This window comes from Pseudomonas sp. TH04 (assembly GCF_016651355.1).
Taxonomy (GTDB): domain Bacteria; phylum Pseudomonadota; class Gammaproteobacteria; order Pseudomonadales; family Pseudomonadaceae; genus Aquipseudomonas; species Aquipseudomonas fluorescens.
In genome coordinates, this window is the sequence record NZ_JAEKEA010000001.1 from 4,362,498 (window position 1) to 4,378,828 (window position 16,331).

The following is a 16,331-nucleotide window of genomic DNA, read 5'->3' on the forward strand; positions in this document are numbered from 1 at the left end:
GCTGTGCGCCTGCGTCTGATCGCTGTCGGTTCACGCATGCCCAAGTGGGTGGAAGAAGGCTGGCATGAGTATGCCAAGCGTCTGCCCGCTGAGCTGTCGCTGGAACTGGTGGAAATACCGCTCAACACCCGGGGCAAGAATGCCGACGTGGCGCGCTTTATCCGTCAGGAAGGCGAAGCCATGTTGGCCAAGGTCGGCCCCAACGAGCGCATCGTCACCCTTGAGGTGCACGGTAAGCCCTGGAGCACCGAGCAGTTGGCGGTGGAACTGGACCGCTGGCGCCTGGATTCGCGCACCGTCAACTTCATGGTCGGCGGTCCCGAAGGGCTGGCGCCGGAGGTCTGTGCACGGGCGGACCAGCGCTGGTCGCTGTCGGCACTTACGCTGCCGCACCCGTTGGTAAGGATTCTGATCGGTGAACAGCTGTATCGCGCCTGGACAGTTCTGTCCGGGCACCCTTACCACAAATAATCTGCGCCCCTCCCGATGACCCAGCCGATCCGCATCAAGGACCACGAGAAAGACGCACGTCTGGTGCGCTCGCGGGTCATTTTCGGCGCGTTTTTGGTGGTGGGTCTGATTGCGGTGCTGATTGCGCGCCTGTATTTCCTGCAGGTGATCCAGTACGACTATCACTCCACGCTGTCGGAGAACAATCGGGTGCATGTGCAGCCGATTCCGCCGACCCGTGGGCTGATTTTCGACCGCAATGGCGTGGTGGTCGCGGATAACCGGCCCAGCTTCAGCCTGAGCATGACCCGTGAGCGTTCCGGCGACTGGCAGCAGATCCTCGATGTCATCGTCGAAGTGCTGCAACTGACGCCGGAAGACCGGGTGATCTTCGAAAAACGCATGAAGCAGGGGCGCCGGCCCTTCGAGCCGGTGCCGATCCTGTTTGAGCTGACTGAAGAGCAGATCGCACGGATCGCGGTGAACCAGTTCCGGCTGCCCGGTGTGGAAGTGGTGGCGCAGTTGGTGCGGCATTATCCGCAAGGGGCGCATTTTGCCCATTCGGTCGGCTACATGGGCCGAATCAACGAGAAAGAGCTGAAAAGCCTCGATCCGGTGAATTACAGCGGCACCCACCACATTGGCAAAACCGGTATCGAGCGTTTCTACGAGCCCGAGCTGCATGGCCAGGTGGGTTACGAGGAAGTCGAGACCAACGCCCGAGGCCGCGTGCTGCGGGTGCTCAAGCGCACCGACCCGGTGCCGGGCAAGGACATTGTGCTGAGCCTGGACATCAAGCTGCAGGAAGCGGCCGAAATGGCGCTCGGCGGTCGGCGTGGCGCCGTGGTGGCGCTGGACCCGAAGACCGGCGAAGTGCTGGCGATGGTCAGTCAGCCGAGTTTCGACCCTAACCTGTTTGTGACCGGAATCAGCTTCAAGGCCTACGCCGAACTGCGTGATTCGGTTGATCGACCGCTGTTCAACCGCGTACTGCGCGGGCTCTATCCGCCAGGCTCGACGATCAAGCCGGCGGTGGCGATTGCCGGCCTGGATTCGGGCGTCGTGACCGCATCGAGCCGCGTGTACGATCCGGGCTACTACATGCTGCCCAACTACGATCACAAATACCGTAACTGGAACCGCACCGGTGACGGCTATGTCGACCTGGATACCGCGATCATGCGCTCCAACGACACCTATTTTTATGACCTGGCCCACAAGCTGGGGATCGACCGGCTATCTGCCTATATGGGCAAGTTCGGCCTGGGTCAGAAAGTCTCCCTGGACATGTTCGAAGAATCCCCCGGCCTGATGCCGTCGCGGGAGTGGAAGCGCGCGACCCGTCGACAGGCGTGGTTCCCGGGTGAAACCCTGATTCTCGGGATTGGCCAGGGTTATATGCAGGCGACGCCGCTGCAGCTGGCTCAGGCCACGGCGCTGGTGGCCAACAAGGGCATCTGGAACCGCCCGCACCTGGCCAAGACCATCGAGGGCGAGAAACCTGTGGATGAGAACCCGATTGCTGACATCGTGCTGCGCGACCCGTCCGACTGGACCAAGGTCAACCACGGCATGCAGCAAGTGATGCACGGCGCCCGTGGTACCGCGCGCAAGGCAGCGGTCGGCGCGCAGTATCGGATTGCCGGCAAGAGCGGTACCGCCCAGGTGGTCGCGATCAAGCAGGGCGAGAAATATGACCGTTCCAAGGTTCAAGAGCGCCACCGTGACCACGCCTTGTTTGTCGGGTTTGCCCCGGCCGACGACCCGAAAATCGTGGTGGCGGTGATGGTTGAAAACGGCGAGTCCGGCTCCGGCGTCGCAGCGCCCGTGGTGCGTCAAGTGATGGATGCCTGGCTGTTGGCCGACGACGGCAGGCTCAAACCCGAGTATGGCGGCCCCCCTTCAAGCACCGAGGTTACGGCCCGTGAAGAGTAATTTTGACCGCATCCTCTCCAGCGAAGATGTGATGCGTCGGCGTGCGACGTTGCTGCAGCGTTTGCACATTGATGGCCCGTTGCTGATCCTGCTGCTGACCCTTGCCGCCGGCAGCCTGTTCGTCCTTTATTCGGCCAGCGGCAAGAACTGGGACCTGTTGATCAAGCAGGCCTCATCGTTCGGCCTGGGTCTGTTGTCGATGGTGGTGATTGCCCAGTTGGAGCCGCGTTTCATGGCGCGCTGGGTGCCACTCGGTTATGTCGCCGGCGTATTGCTGCTGGTGGTGGTGGACGTGATGGGCCACAACGCCATGGGCGCGACGCGCTGGATCAACATTCCAGGGGTGATTCGCTTCCAGCCGTCGGAATTCATGAAGATCCTGATGCCGGCGACCATCGCCTGGTACCTGTCCAAACGCACCTTGCCGCCACAGCTCAAGCACGTCGGGATCAGCCTGATCCTGATCGGCGTGCCATTCATTCTGATCGTGCGCCAGCCGGACCTCGGCACCTCGCTGCTGATCCTCGCGGGCGGTGCGTTCGTGCTGTTTATGGGCGGTTTGCGCTGGCGCTGGATCCTCAGCGTGCTGGCTGCGGCCATCCCGGTGGCCGTGGCCATGTGGTTCTTCTTTATGCACGACTACCAGAAGCAGCGGATCTTGACGTTCCTCGACCCGGAGAGCGACCCGCTCGGCACCGGCTGGAACATCATCCAGTCCAAGGCCGCGATCGGCTCTGGCGGTGTATTTGGTAAGGGCTGGTTACTGGGCACTCAGTCGCACCTCGACTTTTTGCCCGAGAGCCACACCGACTTCATCATCGCGGTAATGGGCGAAGAGTTCGGCCTGGTGGGCATTTGCGCGCTGTTGCTGATTTATTTGCTGTTGATTGGTCGCGGGCTGGTGATTACCGCGCAAGCGCAGACGCTGTTCGGTAAATTACTTGCCGGCAGCCTGACCATGACTTTTTTTGTTTACGTTTTCGTCAACATCGGTATGGTCAGTGGCCTGTTGCCGGTGGTTGGGGTGCCGTTGCCGTTCATTAGCTACGGCGGAACTTCGCTGGTGACATTGCTGTCAGCGTTTGGGGTTTTGATGTCGATTCACACGCATCGCAAGTGGATCGCGCAGGTTTGAATAAGGTGAAGATGTCAATGCAAGTAATGCGCGGCTGGGCGACTCGGCATGCGTCCTGGATGGGCCTGATTGGGCTGCTGGGCGCGACGCAAGAGGTGCAGGCCGGTGACTACGATGGCTCACCCCAGGTCGCCGAATTTGTCGGTGAAATGACCCGCGACTACGGTTTCGCCGGTGAACAGCTGATGGGCGTGTTCCGCGAAGCCCAGCGCAAGCAGGCGATCCTCGACGCGATCTCGCGTCCCGCCGAGCGTGTAAAACAGTGGAAAGACTATCGCCCGATGTTCCTCACCGACGCCCGTGTGGCCCGTGGTGTGGATTTCTGGCGCCAGCACGAGGCCGTGCTGGCGCGCGCCGAGCAGGAGTACGGCGTGCCGGCTCAGGTGATCGTCGCGATCATCGGCATTGAAACCTTTTACGGGCGCAACACCGGCAGCTATCGGGTGATCGACGCCTTGTCGACCCTGGGCTTCGATTACCCGCCGCGCGCCGAGTTCTTCCGCAAGGAGCTGCGCGAGTTCCTGCTGCTGGCCCGCGAAGAGCAGGTTGATCCGCTGACCCTCAAAGGCTCCTACGCCGGTGCGATGGGCTTGCCGCAGTTCATGCCGAGCAGCTTTCGTGCTTATGCGGTGGATTTCGACGGCGACGGCCACATCAACATCTGGAGCAACCCCGACGACGCCATTGGCAGCGTGGCCAGCTACTTCAAGCGCCACGGTTGGGTGTCTGGCGAGCCGGTAGTGGTGCGTGCCGAGGTTACCGGTGATCGCGCCGACGAAGGCCTGACCCAGGGAATCGAGCCGGTCAAGACCGTCGGGGAGTTGCGAGCGCTGGGCTGGTCGAGTCAGAATGCGCCACGCGATGATATGCCGGTGACGGCGTTCCGCCTCGAAGGTGAAAACGGCCCGGAATACTGGATGGGCCTGAAGAATTTTTACGCAATCACGCGTTATAACCGCAGTGTGATGTACGCCATGGCCGTGCATCAGCTGTCAGACATGCTGGTCCAAGCACGGGGCAACAAGTAATGCGGGTATCGCCGTTCAATAAACCGCTCAAGCTGGTGGCGTTCGCCGCGTTGTCCCTGCTGGTCGTCAGTTGCTCATCCACCACCAGTCGCGCGCCTGCGAAGAAGGGCGGCGCTATTGTCCGTGCCCAGCCGGGGTTGGACATCAACCGCGCGCACAAAGACGGCGCGCCCTGGTGGGATGTCGACGTTTCGAAAATCCCGGATGCCACGCCAACCCTGCACACCGGGCCGTACAAGGCCAACCCCTATACCGTGCTGGGCAAGAACTACTTTCCGCTGCAGGATTCCAAGACCTATGTCCAGTCGGGCACAGCGTCCTGGTATGGCACCAAGTTCCACGGCCAGAACACCGCCAACGGCGAAGTGTATGACCTGTACGGCATGAGCGCGGCCCACAAGACCTTGCCGCTGCCCAGTTACGTACGCGTCACCAACCTGGACAACAACCGCTCGGTGATCCTGCGGGTCAACGACCGTGGCCCGTTCTATTCGGACCGGATCATCGACTTGTCCTACGCCGCGGCCAAGAAACTCGGTTATGCCGAAATCGGCACCGCGCGGGTGAAAGTCGAGGGCATCGACCCGGCGCAGTATTGGGCCCAGCGTGGCAAACCGGCACCGTTGATGCTTAATGAACCGCAAACTCCGCAACCGCAAGTGACCGCATCCGCCGGCAAGATCGAACAGTGGACACCGCCTCCGGCACAGCACGCGCCGGACACCGTTGTCGTGCCGCGCGCGGCACCGGGGGCCTCTACCGTGGGCGGTCAGTACCTGCAAGTGGGCGCTTTCGCCAACCCGGACGCGGCAGAACTGTTAAGGTCCAAGCTCAGCGGCATGGTCAATGCGCCGGTTTTTATCAGCTCCATCGTGCGTAACCAGCAGACCCTGCACCGTGTGCGCATGGGGCCGATTGGCTCGCCAAGCGAAGTGGCGCAGGTTCAGAACAGCGTACGCCTGGCCAACCTGGGGCAACCCAGCGTGGTCACCGCTGAATAACAAAGATTGATGGCTCTGGCGCGTACGCGGGCCTGAGCCCTGGTTGTTGGCTCGTTGAACAATAAAAACCCAGGGGCAAGGGGTGAGCGGGCAACCGAACACGTGACAGTCTGGCAGCGGGCTGTCTGAATAGTTTTGCCCGCGAGGGCAAGTTTCCATAAGCAATTTCGAGAGACGGATGAACATCACCACCTTAGCCAAACGCACGTGCCTGCTTCTTTCGCTGATCATCACTCCGGCCGCCTGGGCGGTTGAAATGGTGCCGGCTTCCCCGCAACTGGCCGCCAAGGCCTGGGTTCTCATGGATGCCGCCAGCGGCAACGTGCTGGTCGAGAACAACGGTGACCAGCGTCTGCCACCGGCCAGCCTGACCAAGCTGATGACGGCTTACATCGCGACCCTGGAAATCCGTCGCGGCCAGATCGGCGAAAACGACCCGGTCACGGTCAGCGAAAATGCCTGGCGCACCGGCGGTTCGCGGATGTTCATCAAGGTGGGTTCGCAAGTCACCGTGAGCGACCTGCTGCACGGCATCATCATCCAGTCGGGTAACGACGCCAGCGTGGCCCTGTCCGAGCACATCGCCGGCAGTGAAGACGCGTTCGCCGACTTGATGAACAAGACCGCCGGCGACCTGGGCTTGACCAACAGCCACTTCATGAACCCGACTGGCCTGCCGAACCCTGAGCACTACTCGTCGGCTCACGACATGGCGGTGCTGGCTCGCGCGATCATCCGTGTCGACCCGGTGCACTACGCGATCTACTCCCAGAAGGAATTCTTCTGGAACAACATCAAGCAGCCTAACCGCAACCTGCTGCTGTGGCGCGACAAAACCGTTGATGGCCTGAAAACCGGCCACACCGACGAAGCCGGCTACTGCATGGTGTCGTCCGCTGTACGTGATGGCCAGCGCCTGATCGCCGTCGTATTCGGCACCAACAGCGAGCAGGCCCGTGCGGCCGAGACGCAAAAACTGCTGACCTACGGTTTCCGATTCTTCGAAACCCAGACCTTCTACCAGAAGGGTGCCGAGCTTGCGTCCGCGCCGGTATGGAAAGGTGCTACCCACCAAGTCAAGGCCGGCCTGGCTGAAGACCTGACCCTGACCATGCCTAAAGGCCAGCTGAAAAAGCTCGCTGCCAGCATGACCATGAACCCGCAATTGGTCGCGCCAATCGCCAAGGGTGACGTTATCGGTAAAGTCGAAGTGAAACTGGACGACAAGGTGGTGCACAGCGCCGACCTGATCGCGCTGGACGCCGTCGACGAAGGTGGTATCTTCCGCCGCGTGTGGGATAGCATCCGTCTATTCTTCTACAGCTTGTTCAACTGATAAGTGTGCACCTGCAAAGCCCCGTGTTAATCCGACACGGGGCTTTGCCCGTCGCCACGGCTTACGCTTACGAGGCCGTTACGCCATGACCGATAAAGAAGTAAAGGCGCCAAAGATCGAATTCCCAAACGTGGACTATCCCGTCAAGGTGATCAGCGATACCGGTGTGGGCAACAAAGACACGATTCTTGAGATCGTGCGTAAACACGCGACAATCAATGACAACCGGGTGGACGAGCGTTTGAGCTCCAACGGTAAATACACCACGATCCAGTTGCACATCGTTGCGACCGGTCAAGATCAGCTCTACGACATCAACAGTGAACTGCGGGCCACCGGCTTCGTGCACATGGTGCTGTGATGTCAGAGGTCCTGGGCTTTCGCGAGCTCGGCCAGATGGACTACGAGCCCGTCTGGCACGCCATGCAGCGCTTCACCAATGAGCGCGGAACCTCGGCCCCGGATGAAATCTGGCTGGTGGAGCACCCGCCGGTGTTCACCCAGGGCCAGGCCGGCAAGGCCGAGCACCTGCTGTTGCCGGGGGATATTCCGGTGGTGCAGGTCGACCGAGGTGGTCAAGTGACATACCATGGCCCGGGTCAGCTGGTGGCTTATCTGTTGCTGGACGTGCGCAAGCTTGGGTTTGGCGTACGTGACCTGGTAAGCCGTATGGAGGCTTGCCTGATCGAGCTGTTGGCCAGTTACGGCGTGAATGCCGCGGCCAAGCCCGATGCACCCGGTGTGTACGTGAACGGCGCGAAAATCGCCTCACTCGGTTTGCGGATTCGCCACGGTTGTTCCTTTCATGGCCTGGCCCTGAATGTGGACATGGACCTGGCGCCGTTTCGGCGGATCAACCCGTGCGGTTATGCCGGGCTGGCGATGACCCAACTGAGCGACCACGCCACACCGATTAAATTTGCCGAGGTAAGTGCCCGGCTGCGTGCGCAGCTCGTCAAACACCTCGACTATGCTGAGCAGACGACCCTCACGGGCGGAATCGACTGATTATGACTACTGATGCAGTGCAAACCATGATCCCGACGCTGGATGTTACCGAACGTCCGGCCCCGGCCCCGCGTGCCAAGGTGGAAGCCGGCGTCAAGCTGCGCGGCGCCGAGAAGGTTGCACGCATCCCGGTGAAGATCATTCCGACCACCGAACTGCCGAAAAAACCGGACTGGATTCGCGTGCGTATCCCGGTTTCGCCGGAAGTCGACCGTATCAAGGCCCTGCTGCGCAAACACAAGCTGCACAGCGTGTGCGAAGAAGCGTCCTGCCCGAACCTGGGTGAGTGCTTCTCCGGCGGCACCGCCACCTTCATGATCATGGGTGACATCTGCACCCGTCGTTGCCCGTTCTGCGACGTTGGCCACGGCCGGCCGAAGCCGCTGGACGTGAACGAGCCGGAAAGCCTGGCCATTGCCATTGCCGACCTGAAACTCAAATACGTGGTAATCACCTCGGTAGACCGCGACGACCTGCGTGACGGCGGTGCTCAGCACTTTGCCGACTGCATCCGCGAAATCCGCAAGCTGTCGCCGAACGTGATGCTCGAAACCCTGGTTCCTGACTATCGCGGTCGCATGGACGTCGCGCTGGAAATCACCGCGGCCGAGCCACCGGATGTGTTCAACCACAACCTGGAAACCGTGCCACGCCTGTACAAGGCGGCGCGCCCGGGTTCGGACTACCAGTGGTCGCTGACCCTGCTGCAGAAATTCAAGCAGATGATGCCGCACATCCCGACCAAATCCGGCCTGATGCTGGGCCTGGGCGAAACCGACGAAGAAGTGATCGAAGTCATGAAGCGCATGCGCGAACACGACATCGATATGCTGACCCTGGGGCAGTACCTGCAACCGTCCCGCAGCCACTTGCCGGTGCAGCGTTTCGTGCACCCGGACACCTTCGCCTGGTTCGCCGAGGAAGGTTACAAGATGGGCTTCAAGAACGTGGCGTCCGGCCCTCTGGTACGGTCCTCGTACCACGCTGATGAACAGGCCAAGCTGGTCAAGGCGAGCCTGGTTTCCTGATAGGGTTTGCGTAACGCCGCTTATCCAATGTGGGAGCGGGCTTGCTCGCGAAAGCGGTGTTTCAGTCGACGGATGTGTTGGCTGGCACTCCGCCTTCGCGGGTAAGCCCGCTCCCACATTTCGTTCTGCGTTGTTATAAAGAGGGAGAGCATGGATGACGACTCAACTCGCGGCGGCGGTGCCTGTTTTGCGTGCCGAAGGTGTGATCGGCCTGATCGCCCCTGCCGGCCCTGCCGCACTGGAGGTTGAAAAAGCCGGGCAATGGATGCGCGCCCGTGGCCACGAACTGCGGATATTCTCGGGTGTGTATGAGCGCGACGGCTACCTGGCCGGCAGTGATGACGTGCGCCTGCGCGACTTGCACGCGGCTTTTGCCGATCCGCAAATCGATGCCATCTTCTGCCTGCGTGGCGGCTACGGCACACCGCGCTTGCTCGACCGGCTGGACTTCGAGCTGATTCGCGCCAATCCCAAACCGTTCGTGGGTTATAGCGATATCACGGCGCTGCACCTTGCCATCAACCGTTACGCGGGTTTCGTGACCTTTCATGGGCCGATGCTTAACGCCGACCTGCTCGGTGACAAGCAGCCGCCTACCGAGTCGTCCTTGTTCAGCCTGCTACGGGGCCAACTCCGCGCCGGTAGCGTGCTCGCGCACCCGGTGGCCTACCCGCTGACGACGATTGAGCCTGGCATCGCCTGTGGGCGCTTGCTCGGCGGCAACCTGTCAATGATCGCGGCGGTGATGGGCACAGCCTACGAAATCGATGCGCAAGGCATCATCCTGTTTATCGAAGACGTCAACGAGCCGATTTATCGAATTGACCGCCTGCTGACCCATTTGCGCCTGGCGGGCAAGCTGGCCCAGGTCGCGGGGGTGTTGGTGGGCGACGTGTCGGGGGTGGATAACGCGGCGCTTTCGCGGCTGCTGAAGCAGACCTTCGAGCCGTTGTGCATACCGGTGTTGTCCGGCTGGCGCAGTGGCCACTGCGATCCGAACCTGACGCTGCCAATGGGCGCGTTGGTGCGTTTGGATGCAGGGGAGCAGCGGGTGGTGCTGGAGCAGGATGTCGTTCTGAGCTGATTTTCGTCTGTCATACGGTCTTCGAGAGCAAGCCCGCTCCCATATTCAACCGTGTCCATACGTTGGAGTGCGGTCTAATGTGGGAGCGGGCTTGCTCGCGAATAAGGCAGCCGCCGTATGCCGATCTAGCGGCTCTGCAACGACTCCAGCAGTTTCACCGTCGGATACCCATCCGCCGGCCAACCCAACGACTGCTGCGCCGCTCGGATCGCCTTACGCGTATTCGCGCCGATAATGCCGTCCGGGTTGCCGGCGTCATAGCCTTTGGCGCTGAGCGCCGTCTGCAAATCGATGCGCTGGGAACGACTCAGCGGCAGTTCATCTTTTGGCCAATCGCCACGAATCACACCGGCGCCCCCAAACCGCTCTGACAACAGGCCCACCGCCAGCGCGTAGGACGACGAGTTGTTGTACTTGAGAATCGCGCGGAAGTTATCCAGCACCAGGAACGCCGGGCCACGGTAGCCTGCCGGCAGCAGCAGGGCAGCGGACAATTGGTCGACGTTTGGCGGCATGCTCGCGCCTGGCGGCAGCTGGATGCCGAGCTTCATCCACTCGCCAACGGGCTTGCGTATGCCGCCATCGGCGAGGGCGTAATCGAAGTTCGCCGGCAACTGGTTGACCTCAAAGCCCCACGGCTGGCCTTTCTGCCAGCCGGAGCTTTGCAGGTAGTGCGCGGTAGAGGCGAGGGCGTCGGCTGGGCTGTTCCAGATATCGCGACGACCGTCACCATCGAAGTCGACGGCGTGGGTGTTGTAGGTGGTCGGGATGAACTGGGTCTGGCCCATGGCGCCGGCCCAGGAGCCTTTCATCTGGTCGGCGGAAATATCGCCATGCTGGATGATTTGCAGCGCCGCCAGCAGTTGCGCCTGGGCGAAGGCCGGGCGACGGCCTTCATAAGCCAGGGTCGCCAGGGAGCGAATCACCGAATTATTGCCCTGGAACTGACCGAAATTGCTTTCCATCCCCCACACCGACACCAGCGCCTGGCGGTCGACGCCATAACGTTGCTCGATGCTTTGCAGGATATCGGCGTACTTGATCAGCAAGGCCTGGCCGTTACGTACGCGCACCGGCGACAGGGCGCCGTCGAGGTATTCCCATACCGGCCGGGAAAATTCCGGTTGGCTGCGGTCTGCGCGAATCACCGCCATGTCGGGGGTGACGCCGGCAAAGGCGTTATCGAAGACGGTAGGCGCAATCCCGGCTTTCATGGCTTCCGCGCGAAAGCCAGCCATCCATTCGGCAAAGGTCTGGGTCGGTTGGATATCAAGATTATCCACCGCCAAGGGCGCCACCACAGCAGGCGCAACGGCCGGCACGGTCTGGAGTTTTGGCAGGGGTTGAGCGTCCGCGGCGGTCGGTTTTTCCGCGCAGGCGACAAGCAGAATGAGGCTGGAGGCAGCAATCAATTGGCGAAGGTGCCAACGACGGGAAAGACTAGAGGGCATGCACAGGTCCAGGGATTACAAATCAGGTACAGACCTTATCATGCCGGAGGGGCGCTTGCCTTCAGGCAGCCAGAAAGTAAGAAGCCTCCCAGCTATTAGACTGGAAGGCTTCGCGGCGGTAGCTGCCTTTGCCCTTGCCGGCGCGTTCCTGACGGCTGCGGAACAGTGGCTGGGCGATGATGGATTTGGCCTTGTTGGGGCCATGCTTGGATGGCTTTTTGCTCATGTCGGTGCTCTCTTTATGCAGGCTTGAGATGGGATGAAGCGGTGCAAATCATCTGCCGAAGTGGCGCCGCTGTAAAGCCCGGCGCTGTGTAGGAAATAGACAGGCTCTGAACGGTTGCACCGTTAAAAGGTGGGAGCGGTTGAAACCGTTATTCAGCAGGCAATGTCAGGCGCTGGCCAGACATCAACAGTGACAAACGACTCAGGCTCATCCACGGCGAGCCGGCAGCCTGGCCTTTGATCTGCGCATCGATGCGCTGCGCTTCCAGCAACAATTGCGCCCAGCGTTGCGCCGAGTAGCGTTGCAGGGCTTTGCTCATCAGCGGTTTGCGCTTGTCCCACACGGGCGGTTTGGCCTGGCTGAAGCATTTGTCCAACGGTGTGCCCTGGCTGTATTGCAGGGAAATATTGGCCAGTACCCGCAGTTCCCGGGCCAGGGCCCACAGAATCACCGGTGGCTCCACCCCTTCGCCACGCAACCCTTCAAGCATGCGCAACGCGTGGGCGGGTTCGCCGTTAAGAATCGCATCCACCAGCCCGAACACGTCAAAGCGAGCGCTATCGGCCACTGCGCCCTGGACGGTTTCGACCGTGATCTGCCCATCTTCAGCCATCAACTTGAGCTTTTCGATTTCCTGGGCGGCGGCAAGCAGGTTGCCTTCGACCCGGGCGGCAATCAGCTCTACCGCGTCTTGGGTCGCCGACAGCCCGGATTGGGACAGGCGCTGACGAATCCACTGCGGCAACTGGTTGCTGTCCACTGGCCAGATCTGGATGAACTGGGTTTGCGGACCTTCTACCAGTGCCTTGCCCCACTTGGTTTTCTGCGCGCTGCCATCAAGCTTGGGCAGGCTGATCAGCAACACCGTGTCTTCAGCGGGGCGCGAGCAGTATTCCATCAAGGCCGCCGCACCCTTGTCCCCTGGCTTGCCCGAAGGCAGGCGCAGTTCCAACAGGCGTTTTTCGGCGAACAGCGACATGCTCGCTCCCGCTTGCAGCAGCGTCCCCCAGTCGAAACTGGCATCGGCACTGAACACCTGGCGTTCGTCGAAGCCTTGCTGGCGTGCGGCGGTGCGAATGGCGTCGGCGGCTTCCTGGCACAACAGCGGGTCATCACCGCTGACGATATAGACAGGCGCGAGGCCGCCTTGCAGGTGTTTGGCGAGTTGGGCGGGGGCGAGTTTCATAGGCGGGGCGAACGGGGCGCCAGAGGCGCCCCGTCTGGCTTACTCGACAGGGACTTCAACAGGCGACTGTTTCGGCGTGTTGTCTTCATACTCTTTCGCGGCTTTCAGGGCATCGGCGTCAGCCTTGGCCTTGTTGTCGGCCGTTTGCTGCAAGGCAGCCAGTTTGTCCGGGGACAGCTGTTGCAAGCGAACCATCAGGCGCTGCACCAGCTCACTGCGCATTTCCTTGCGAGCCTGGAGGATCTCCGAGTCCGAACCCACCAGGTTGTTACCGTCGTGGCTCACAACCTTCTGCACTTCAACCTTGTCACCCATCAACGGCAGGTGGTCGCGGCCTTGCAGTTCATAGATGACCAGGCTGCTCAGCTCAATGTCCGACGCACGGCCGGCACTGGCGTAGCTGAGGTTGCGCTGGGTTTCTTTCTCGTCCACCAGGACCAGTTTGTAGGGCGCACCGGCGCCGACACGCACACCGCTGTTTTCCAGGGTCTGGCGCAGTTGCGTCACGGTATTGCCGTAGGCGTTGCGGGCGCTGACGTCCAGTTCCTTGATGCTCAGTTCATTGGTGCCGGTGCCGCGCAGCTGGAAGCCGCAAGCGCTCAGCAGCACAGCGAGGCCCATCACCAGCAAATTGCGTTTGATCATTTTGTTGCTCCCCTTGAAACCATGTGGGCCTTATCGAGGCCTTAAAGGTTTAGTTCGGCGCAGGGCTCAAGCCCTGCGCCCGATCCGATTAGCTGGCGACGATATTGACCAGTTTGCCAGGCACTACGATCACTTTGCGGATCGTCAGGCCTTCGGTAAAGCGCAGCACGTTCTCGTTGATACGCGCGGCCGCTTCCACTTCTTCACGGCTGGCACTGGCCGGCATGTCGATCTGGCCACGCAGTTTACCGTTGACCTGAATCATCAGTTGCAACGTGTCCTGTACCAGGGCGCTGTCATCCTGTACCGGCCATTCGGCGTCGATCACCGCGCCGTCGTGGCCCAAGCGGCTCCACAGTTCGTGGCTGATGTGCGGCGTGATGGGCGCCAGCAGCAGCACGACCGTTTCCAGGCCTTCCTGTACCAGCGCGCGGTCCTGTTCGGTGGCTTGCGGAGCTTTTTCCAGCACGTTCATCAGCGTCATCACCTGGGCGATGGCGGTGTTGAATTTGTGGTTCTGGCCTACGTCCTGGCTCGCTTGGCGGATGGCCAGGTGCGTGCTGCGACGAATGGCTTTCTGTTCATCGCTCAACGACGCCACGTCCAGCGTGCCCGGAAGGCCCTGGCTGACATGAGCGTGCGCCAGGCGCCAGACGCGCTTGAGGAAGCGGTGCGAACCTTCGACGCCGGAGTCGGACCATTCGGCGCTCATGTCAGGCGGCGAGGCGAACATCATGAACAGGCGGCAGGTATCGGCGCCAAACTGATCGATCATCGACTGAGGGTCGACGCCGTTGTTCTTCGACTTGGCCATCTTTTCGGTGCCGCCGATTTCCACCGGCAGGCCGTCGGCGATCAGCTTGGCGCTGATGACCTTGGCTTTGCTGTCACGCTCGAGTTCGACATCCGCCGGGTTGAACCAGGTGTAGGCGCCATTGGCTTCGCGGCGATAGTAAGTATCGGCGATCACCATGCCCTGGGTCAGCAGGTTCTTGAACGGCTCATCGGAGCTCACCAGGCCTTCGTCGCGCATCAGCTTGTGGAAGAAGCGCGCATAGAGCAGGTGGAGAATGGCGTGTTCGATGCCACCGATGTACTGGTCCACCGGCAACCAATGGTCGGCTGCGGATTTTTCCACCAGGCCGCCTTCATAGTGCGGCGAGGCGTAGCGAGCGTAGTACCAGGAGGACTCGACGAAGGTGTCCATGGTGTCGGTTTCACGCTTGGCCGGTGCGCCGCATTTCGGGCAGCTGCATTCGTAGAACTCGGGCATGCGCGCCAATGGCGAACCGGCGCCATCCGGCACCACGTCTTCCGGCAGTACCACCGGCAGCTGGTCTTCCGGCACCGGCACATCACCGCAGGTTTTGCAGTGGATGATCGGGATCGGGCAGCCCCAGTAGCGCTGGCGGCTGATGCCCCAGTCGCGCAGGCGGAACTGGGTGCGCGAGGCACCGAGGTTTTTCTTGATCAGTGCGACTTCGATGGCGTCGAAAGCGCCTGCGAAGTCCAGGCCGTCGAATTCGCCGGAGTTGATCAGTTCGCCGTGCTCACCGTAGGCGTCCTGCCACGGGGCCGGGTTGGTATCACCCGAGCTGGTGCGCACTACCGACTTGATCGGCAGGTTGTACTTGGTGGCGAATTCGAAATCGCGCTCGTCGTGGGCGGGCACAGCCATTACTGCGCCATCGCCGTAGTGCATCAGCACATAGTTGGCGACCCATACCGGCAGCTTCTCGCCGGTCAGTGGGTGCTCGACGAAGAGCCCGGTTGGCAGGCCTTTTTTCTCCTGGGTGGCGACGTCGGCTTCGGCCACGCTGCCGCCTTTGCATTCGGCGATGAACGCCTGCAGCTCAGGGTTGTTCTGTGCAGCCTGGGTGGCCAGCGGGTGCTCGGCGGCCACGGCGACGTAGGTTGCGCCCATCAGGGTGTCTGGACGGGTAGTGAAGACTTTGAGTGCGCCGGCTTCGCCGATCGAGTCGACGTTGTACGGGAATTGCACTTCCATGCCTTTGGACTTGCCGATCCAGTTGCGCTGCATGGTCTTGACCTGTTCAGGCCAGCCCGGCAGGTCGTCGAGGCTCGACAGCAGTTCATCCGCGTAGGCGGTGATCTTGAAGTAGTACATCGGGATTTCGCGCTTTTCGATCAGCGCGCCGGAACGCCAGCCGCGACCGTCGATAACCTGTTCGTTGGCCAGTACGGTCTGGTCGACCGGGTCCCAGTTCACGGTGCCGCTCTTTTTGTAGATCACCCCTTTTTGGAACAGGCGAGTGAACAGCCATTGTTCCCAACGGTAGTAATCCGGCTTGCAGGTGGTCACTTCGCGGGACCAGTCCACCGCCAGGCCCAGGCTGCGCAGTTGGGTCTTCATGTAGGCGATGTTTTCGTAGGTCCACTTGGCGGGCGCTACGTTGTTTTTCATCGCGGCGTTTTCTGCCGGCATGCCGAAGGCGTCCCAACCCATGGGTTGCAGGACGTTCTTGCCGAGCATGCGCTGGTAGCGCGAGATGACGTCGCCGATGGTGTAGTTACGCACGTGCCCCATGTGTAGCTTGCCGCTGGGGTAAGGGAACATCGATAGGCAGTAGTAAGTCTCCTTGCCTGGCTGTTCACTGACTTCAAAGGACTTTTGCTCGTCCCAGAAGGATTGGGCGGCATTTTCTATTTCACGGGGCTGATATTGTTCGTGCATGGCTACTTTTGAACTGAATAGGGGTGGCCTAATCCTCTTCGGTGCAACGTTCAGGTTGATCGACACCAAAAAGCGGCGCGTCCGTGCCCAAACCCTGCGGGAAGTGGAGTTACAGGAAGCGCC

15 protein-coding genes are annotated in these 16,331 nt (G+C 61.2%); 10 read left to right on the top strand and 5 right to left on the bottom strand.

The window, feature by feature from the left end; genetic code table 11:
* The first annotated feature begins 3 nt into the window (after positions 1 to 3).
* The 10 genes from rlmH to JFT85_RS19675 all read left to right on the top strand — a co-directional run bounded on the left by rlmH (position 4) and on the right by JFT85_RS19675 (position 10,005).
* A complete protein-coding gene (gene rlmH, locus JFT85_RS19630) occupies positions 4 to 471 on the top strand; it encodes a 23S rRNA (pseudouridine(1915)-N(3))-methyltransferase RlmH (RefSeq protein ID WP_003176297.1) in 468 nt (155 codons plus the stop codon).
* 15 nt (positions 472 to 486) lie between these two features.
* A complete protein-coding gene (gene mrdA, locus JFT85_RS19635; protein ID WP_053258177.1) occupies positions 487 to 2,385 on the top strand; it encodes a penicillin-binding protein 2 in 1,899 nt (632 codons plus the stop codon).
* 31 nt (positions 2,386 to 2,416) lie between these two features.
* A complete protein-coding gene (rodA, locus tag JFT85_RS19640) occupies positions 2,417 to 3,520 on the top strand; it encodes a rod shape-determining protein RodA (protein ID WP_053258284.1) in 1,104 nt (367 codons plus the stop codon).
* Between the two features lie 17 nt (positions 3,521 to 3,537).
* On the top strand, positions 3,538 to 4,548 hold the full coding sequence (mltB, locus tag JFT85_RS19645) for a lytic murein transglycosylase B (RefSeq protein ID WP_053258176.1): 1,011 nt from the start codon (positions 3,538 to 3,540) through the stop codon (positions 4,546 to 4,548).
* The gene (locus JFT85_RS19650) at positions 4,548 to 5,549 is read left to right on the top strand and encodes a septal ring lytic transglycosylase RlpA family protein (RefSeq protein WP_053258175.1); all 1,002 of its coding nucleotides are present in this window, start codon (positions 4,548 to 4,550) and stop codon (positions 5,547 to 5,549) included. Before mltB ends, JFT85_RS19650 begins: the two co-directional genes overlap by 1 nt.
* Before the next feature lie 178 nt (positions 5,550 to 5,727).
* Entirely contained in the window at positions 5,728 to 6,885 is a 1,158-nt protein-coding gene (locus tag JFT85_RS19655) for a D-alanyl-D-alanine carboxypeptidase family protein (RefSeq protein WP_053258174.1), read from the top strand.
* An 85-nt stretch (positions 6,886 to 6,970) separates the two neighbouring features.
* Positions 6,971 to 7,246: a DUF493 domain-containing protein gene (locus JFT85_RS19660; protein WP_053258173.1), complete on the top strand. Its 276-nt coding sequence runs from the start codon at positions 6,971 to 6,973 to the stop codon at positions 7,244 to 7,246.
* Positions 7,246 to 7,893, top strand: coding sequence for a lipoyl(octanoyl) transferase LipB (gene lipB / locus JFT85_RS19665; protein ID WP_053258172.1), 648 nt, complete (start codon positions 7,246 to 7,248; stop codon positions 7,891 to 7,893). Before JFT85_RS19660 ends, lipB begins: the two co-directional genes overlap by 1 nt.
* Before the next feature lie 26 nt (positions 7,894 to 7,919).
* Complete coding sequence (lipA, locus tag JFT85_RS19670) at positions 7,920 to 8,921, top strand: lipoyl synthase (protein WP_162163623.1); 1,002 nt, start codon at positions 7,920 to 7,922, stop codon at positions 8,919 to 8,921.
* A gap of 154 nt (positions 8,922 to 9,075) precedes the next feature.
* Entirely contained in the window at positions 9,076 to 10,005 is a 930-nt protein-coding gene (locus tag JFT85_RS19675; protein ID WP_201230310.1) for a S66 peptidase family protein, read from the top strand.
* A gap of 125 nt (positions 10,006 to 10,130) precedes the next feature.
* Here JFT85_RS19675 and JFT85_RS19680 read toward each other — a convergent pair whose 3' ends face one another.
* From JFT85_RS19680 to leuS, 5 genes are all read right to left on the bottom strand, one after another.
* A complete protein-coding gene (locus JFT85_RS19680) occupies positions 10,131 to 11,456 on the bottom strand; it encodes a lytic murein transglycosylase (RefSeq protein ID WP_053258170.1) in 1,326 nt (441 codons plus the stop codon).
* Positions 11,457 to 11,517: 61 nt separating this feature from the next.
* On the bottom strand, positions 11,518 to 11,682 hold the full coding sequence (arfA, locus tag JFT85_RS19685; protein WP_003176285.1) for an alternative ribosome rescue factor ArfA: 165 nt from the start codon (positions 11,680 to 11,682) through the stop codon (positions 11,518 to 11,520).
* A 148-nt stretch (positions 11,683 to 11,830) separates the two neighbouring features.
* A complete protein-coding gene (gene holA, locus JFT85_RS19690) occupies positions 11,831 to 12,868 on the bottom strand; it encodes a DNA polymerase III subunit delta (RefSeq protein ID WP_073638318.1) in 1,038 nt (345 codons plus the stop codon).
* Between the two features lie 39 nt (positions 12,869 to 12,907).
* Positions 12,908 to 13,513 carry an LPS-assembly lipoprotein LptE gene (locus JFT85_RS19695; protein ID WP_053258168.1) on the bottom strand — a complete coding sequence of 202 codons (606 nt, stop codon included), beginning with the start codon at positions 13,511 to 13,513 and terminating at the stop codon, positions 12,908 to 12,910.
* An 88-nt stretch (positions 13,514 to 13,601) separates the two neighbouring features.
* Positions 13,602 to 16,208, bottom strand: coding sequence for a leucine--tRNA ligase (leuS, locus tag JFT85_RS19700; protein ID WP_201230313.1), 2,607 nt, complete (start codon positions 16,206 to 16,208; stop codon positions 13,602 to 13,604).
* Positions 16,209 to 16,331 lie beyond the last annotated feature (123 nt).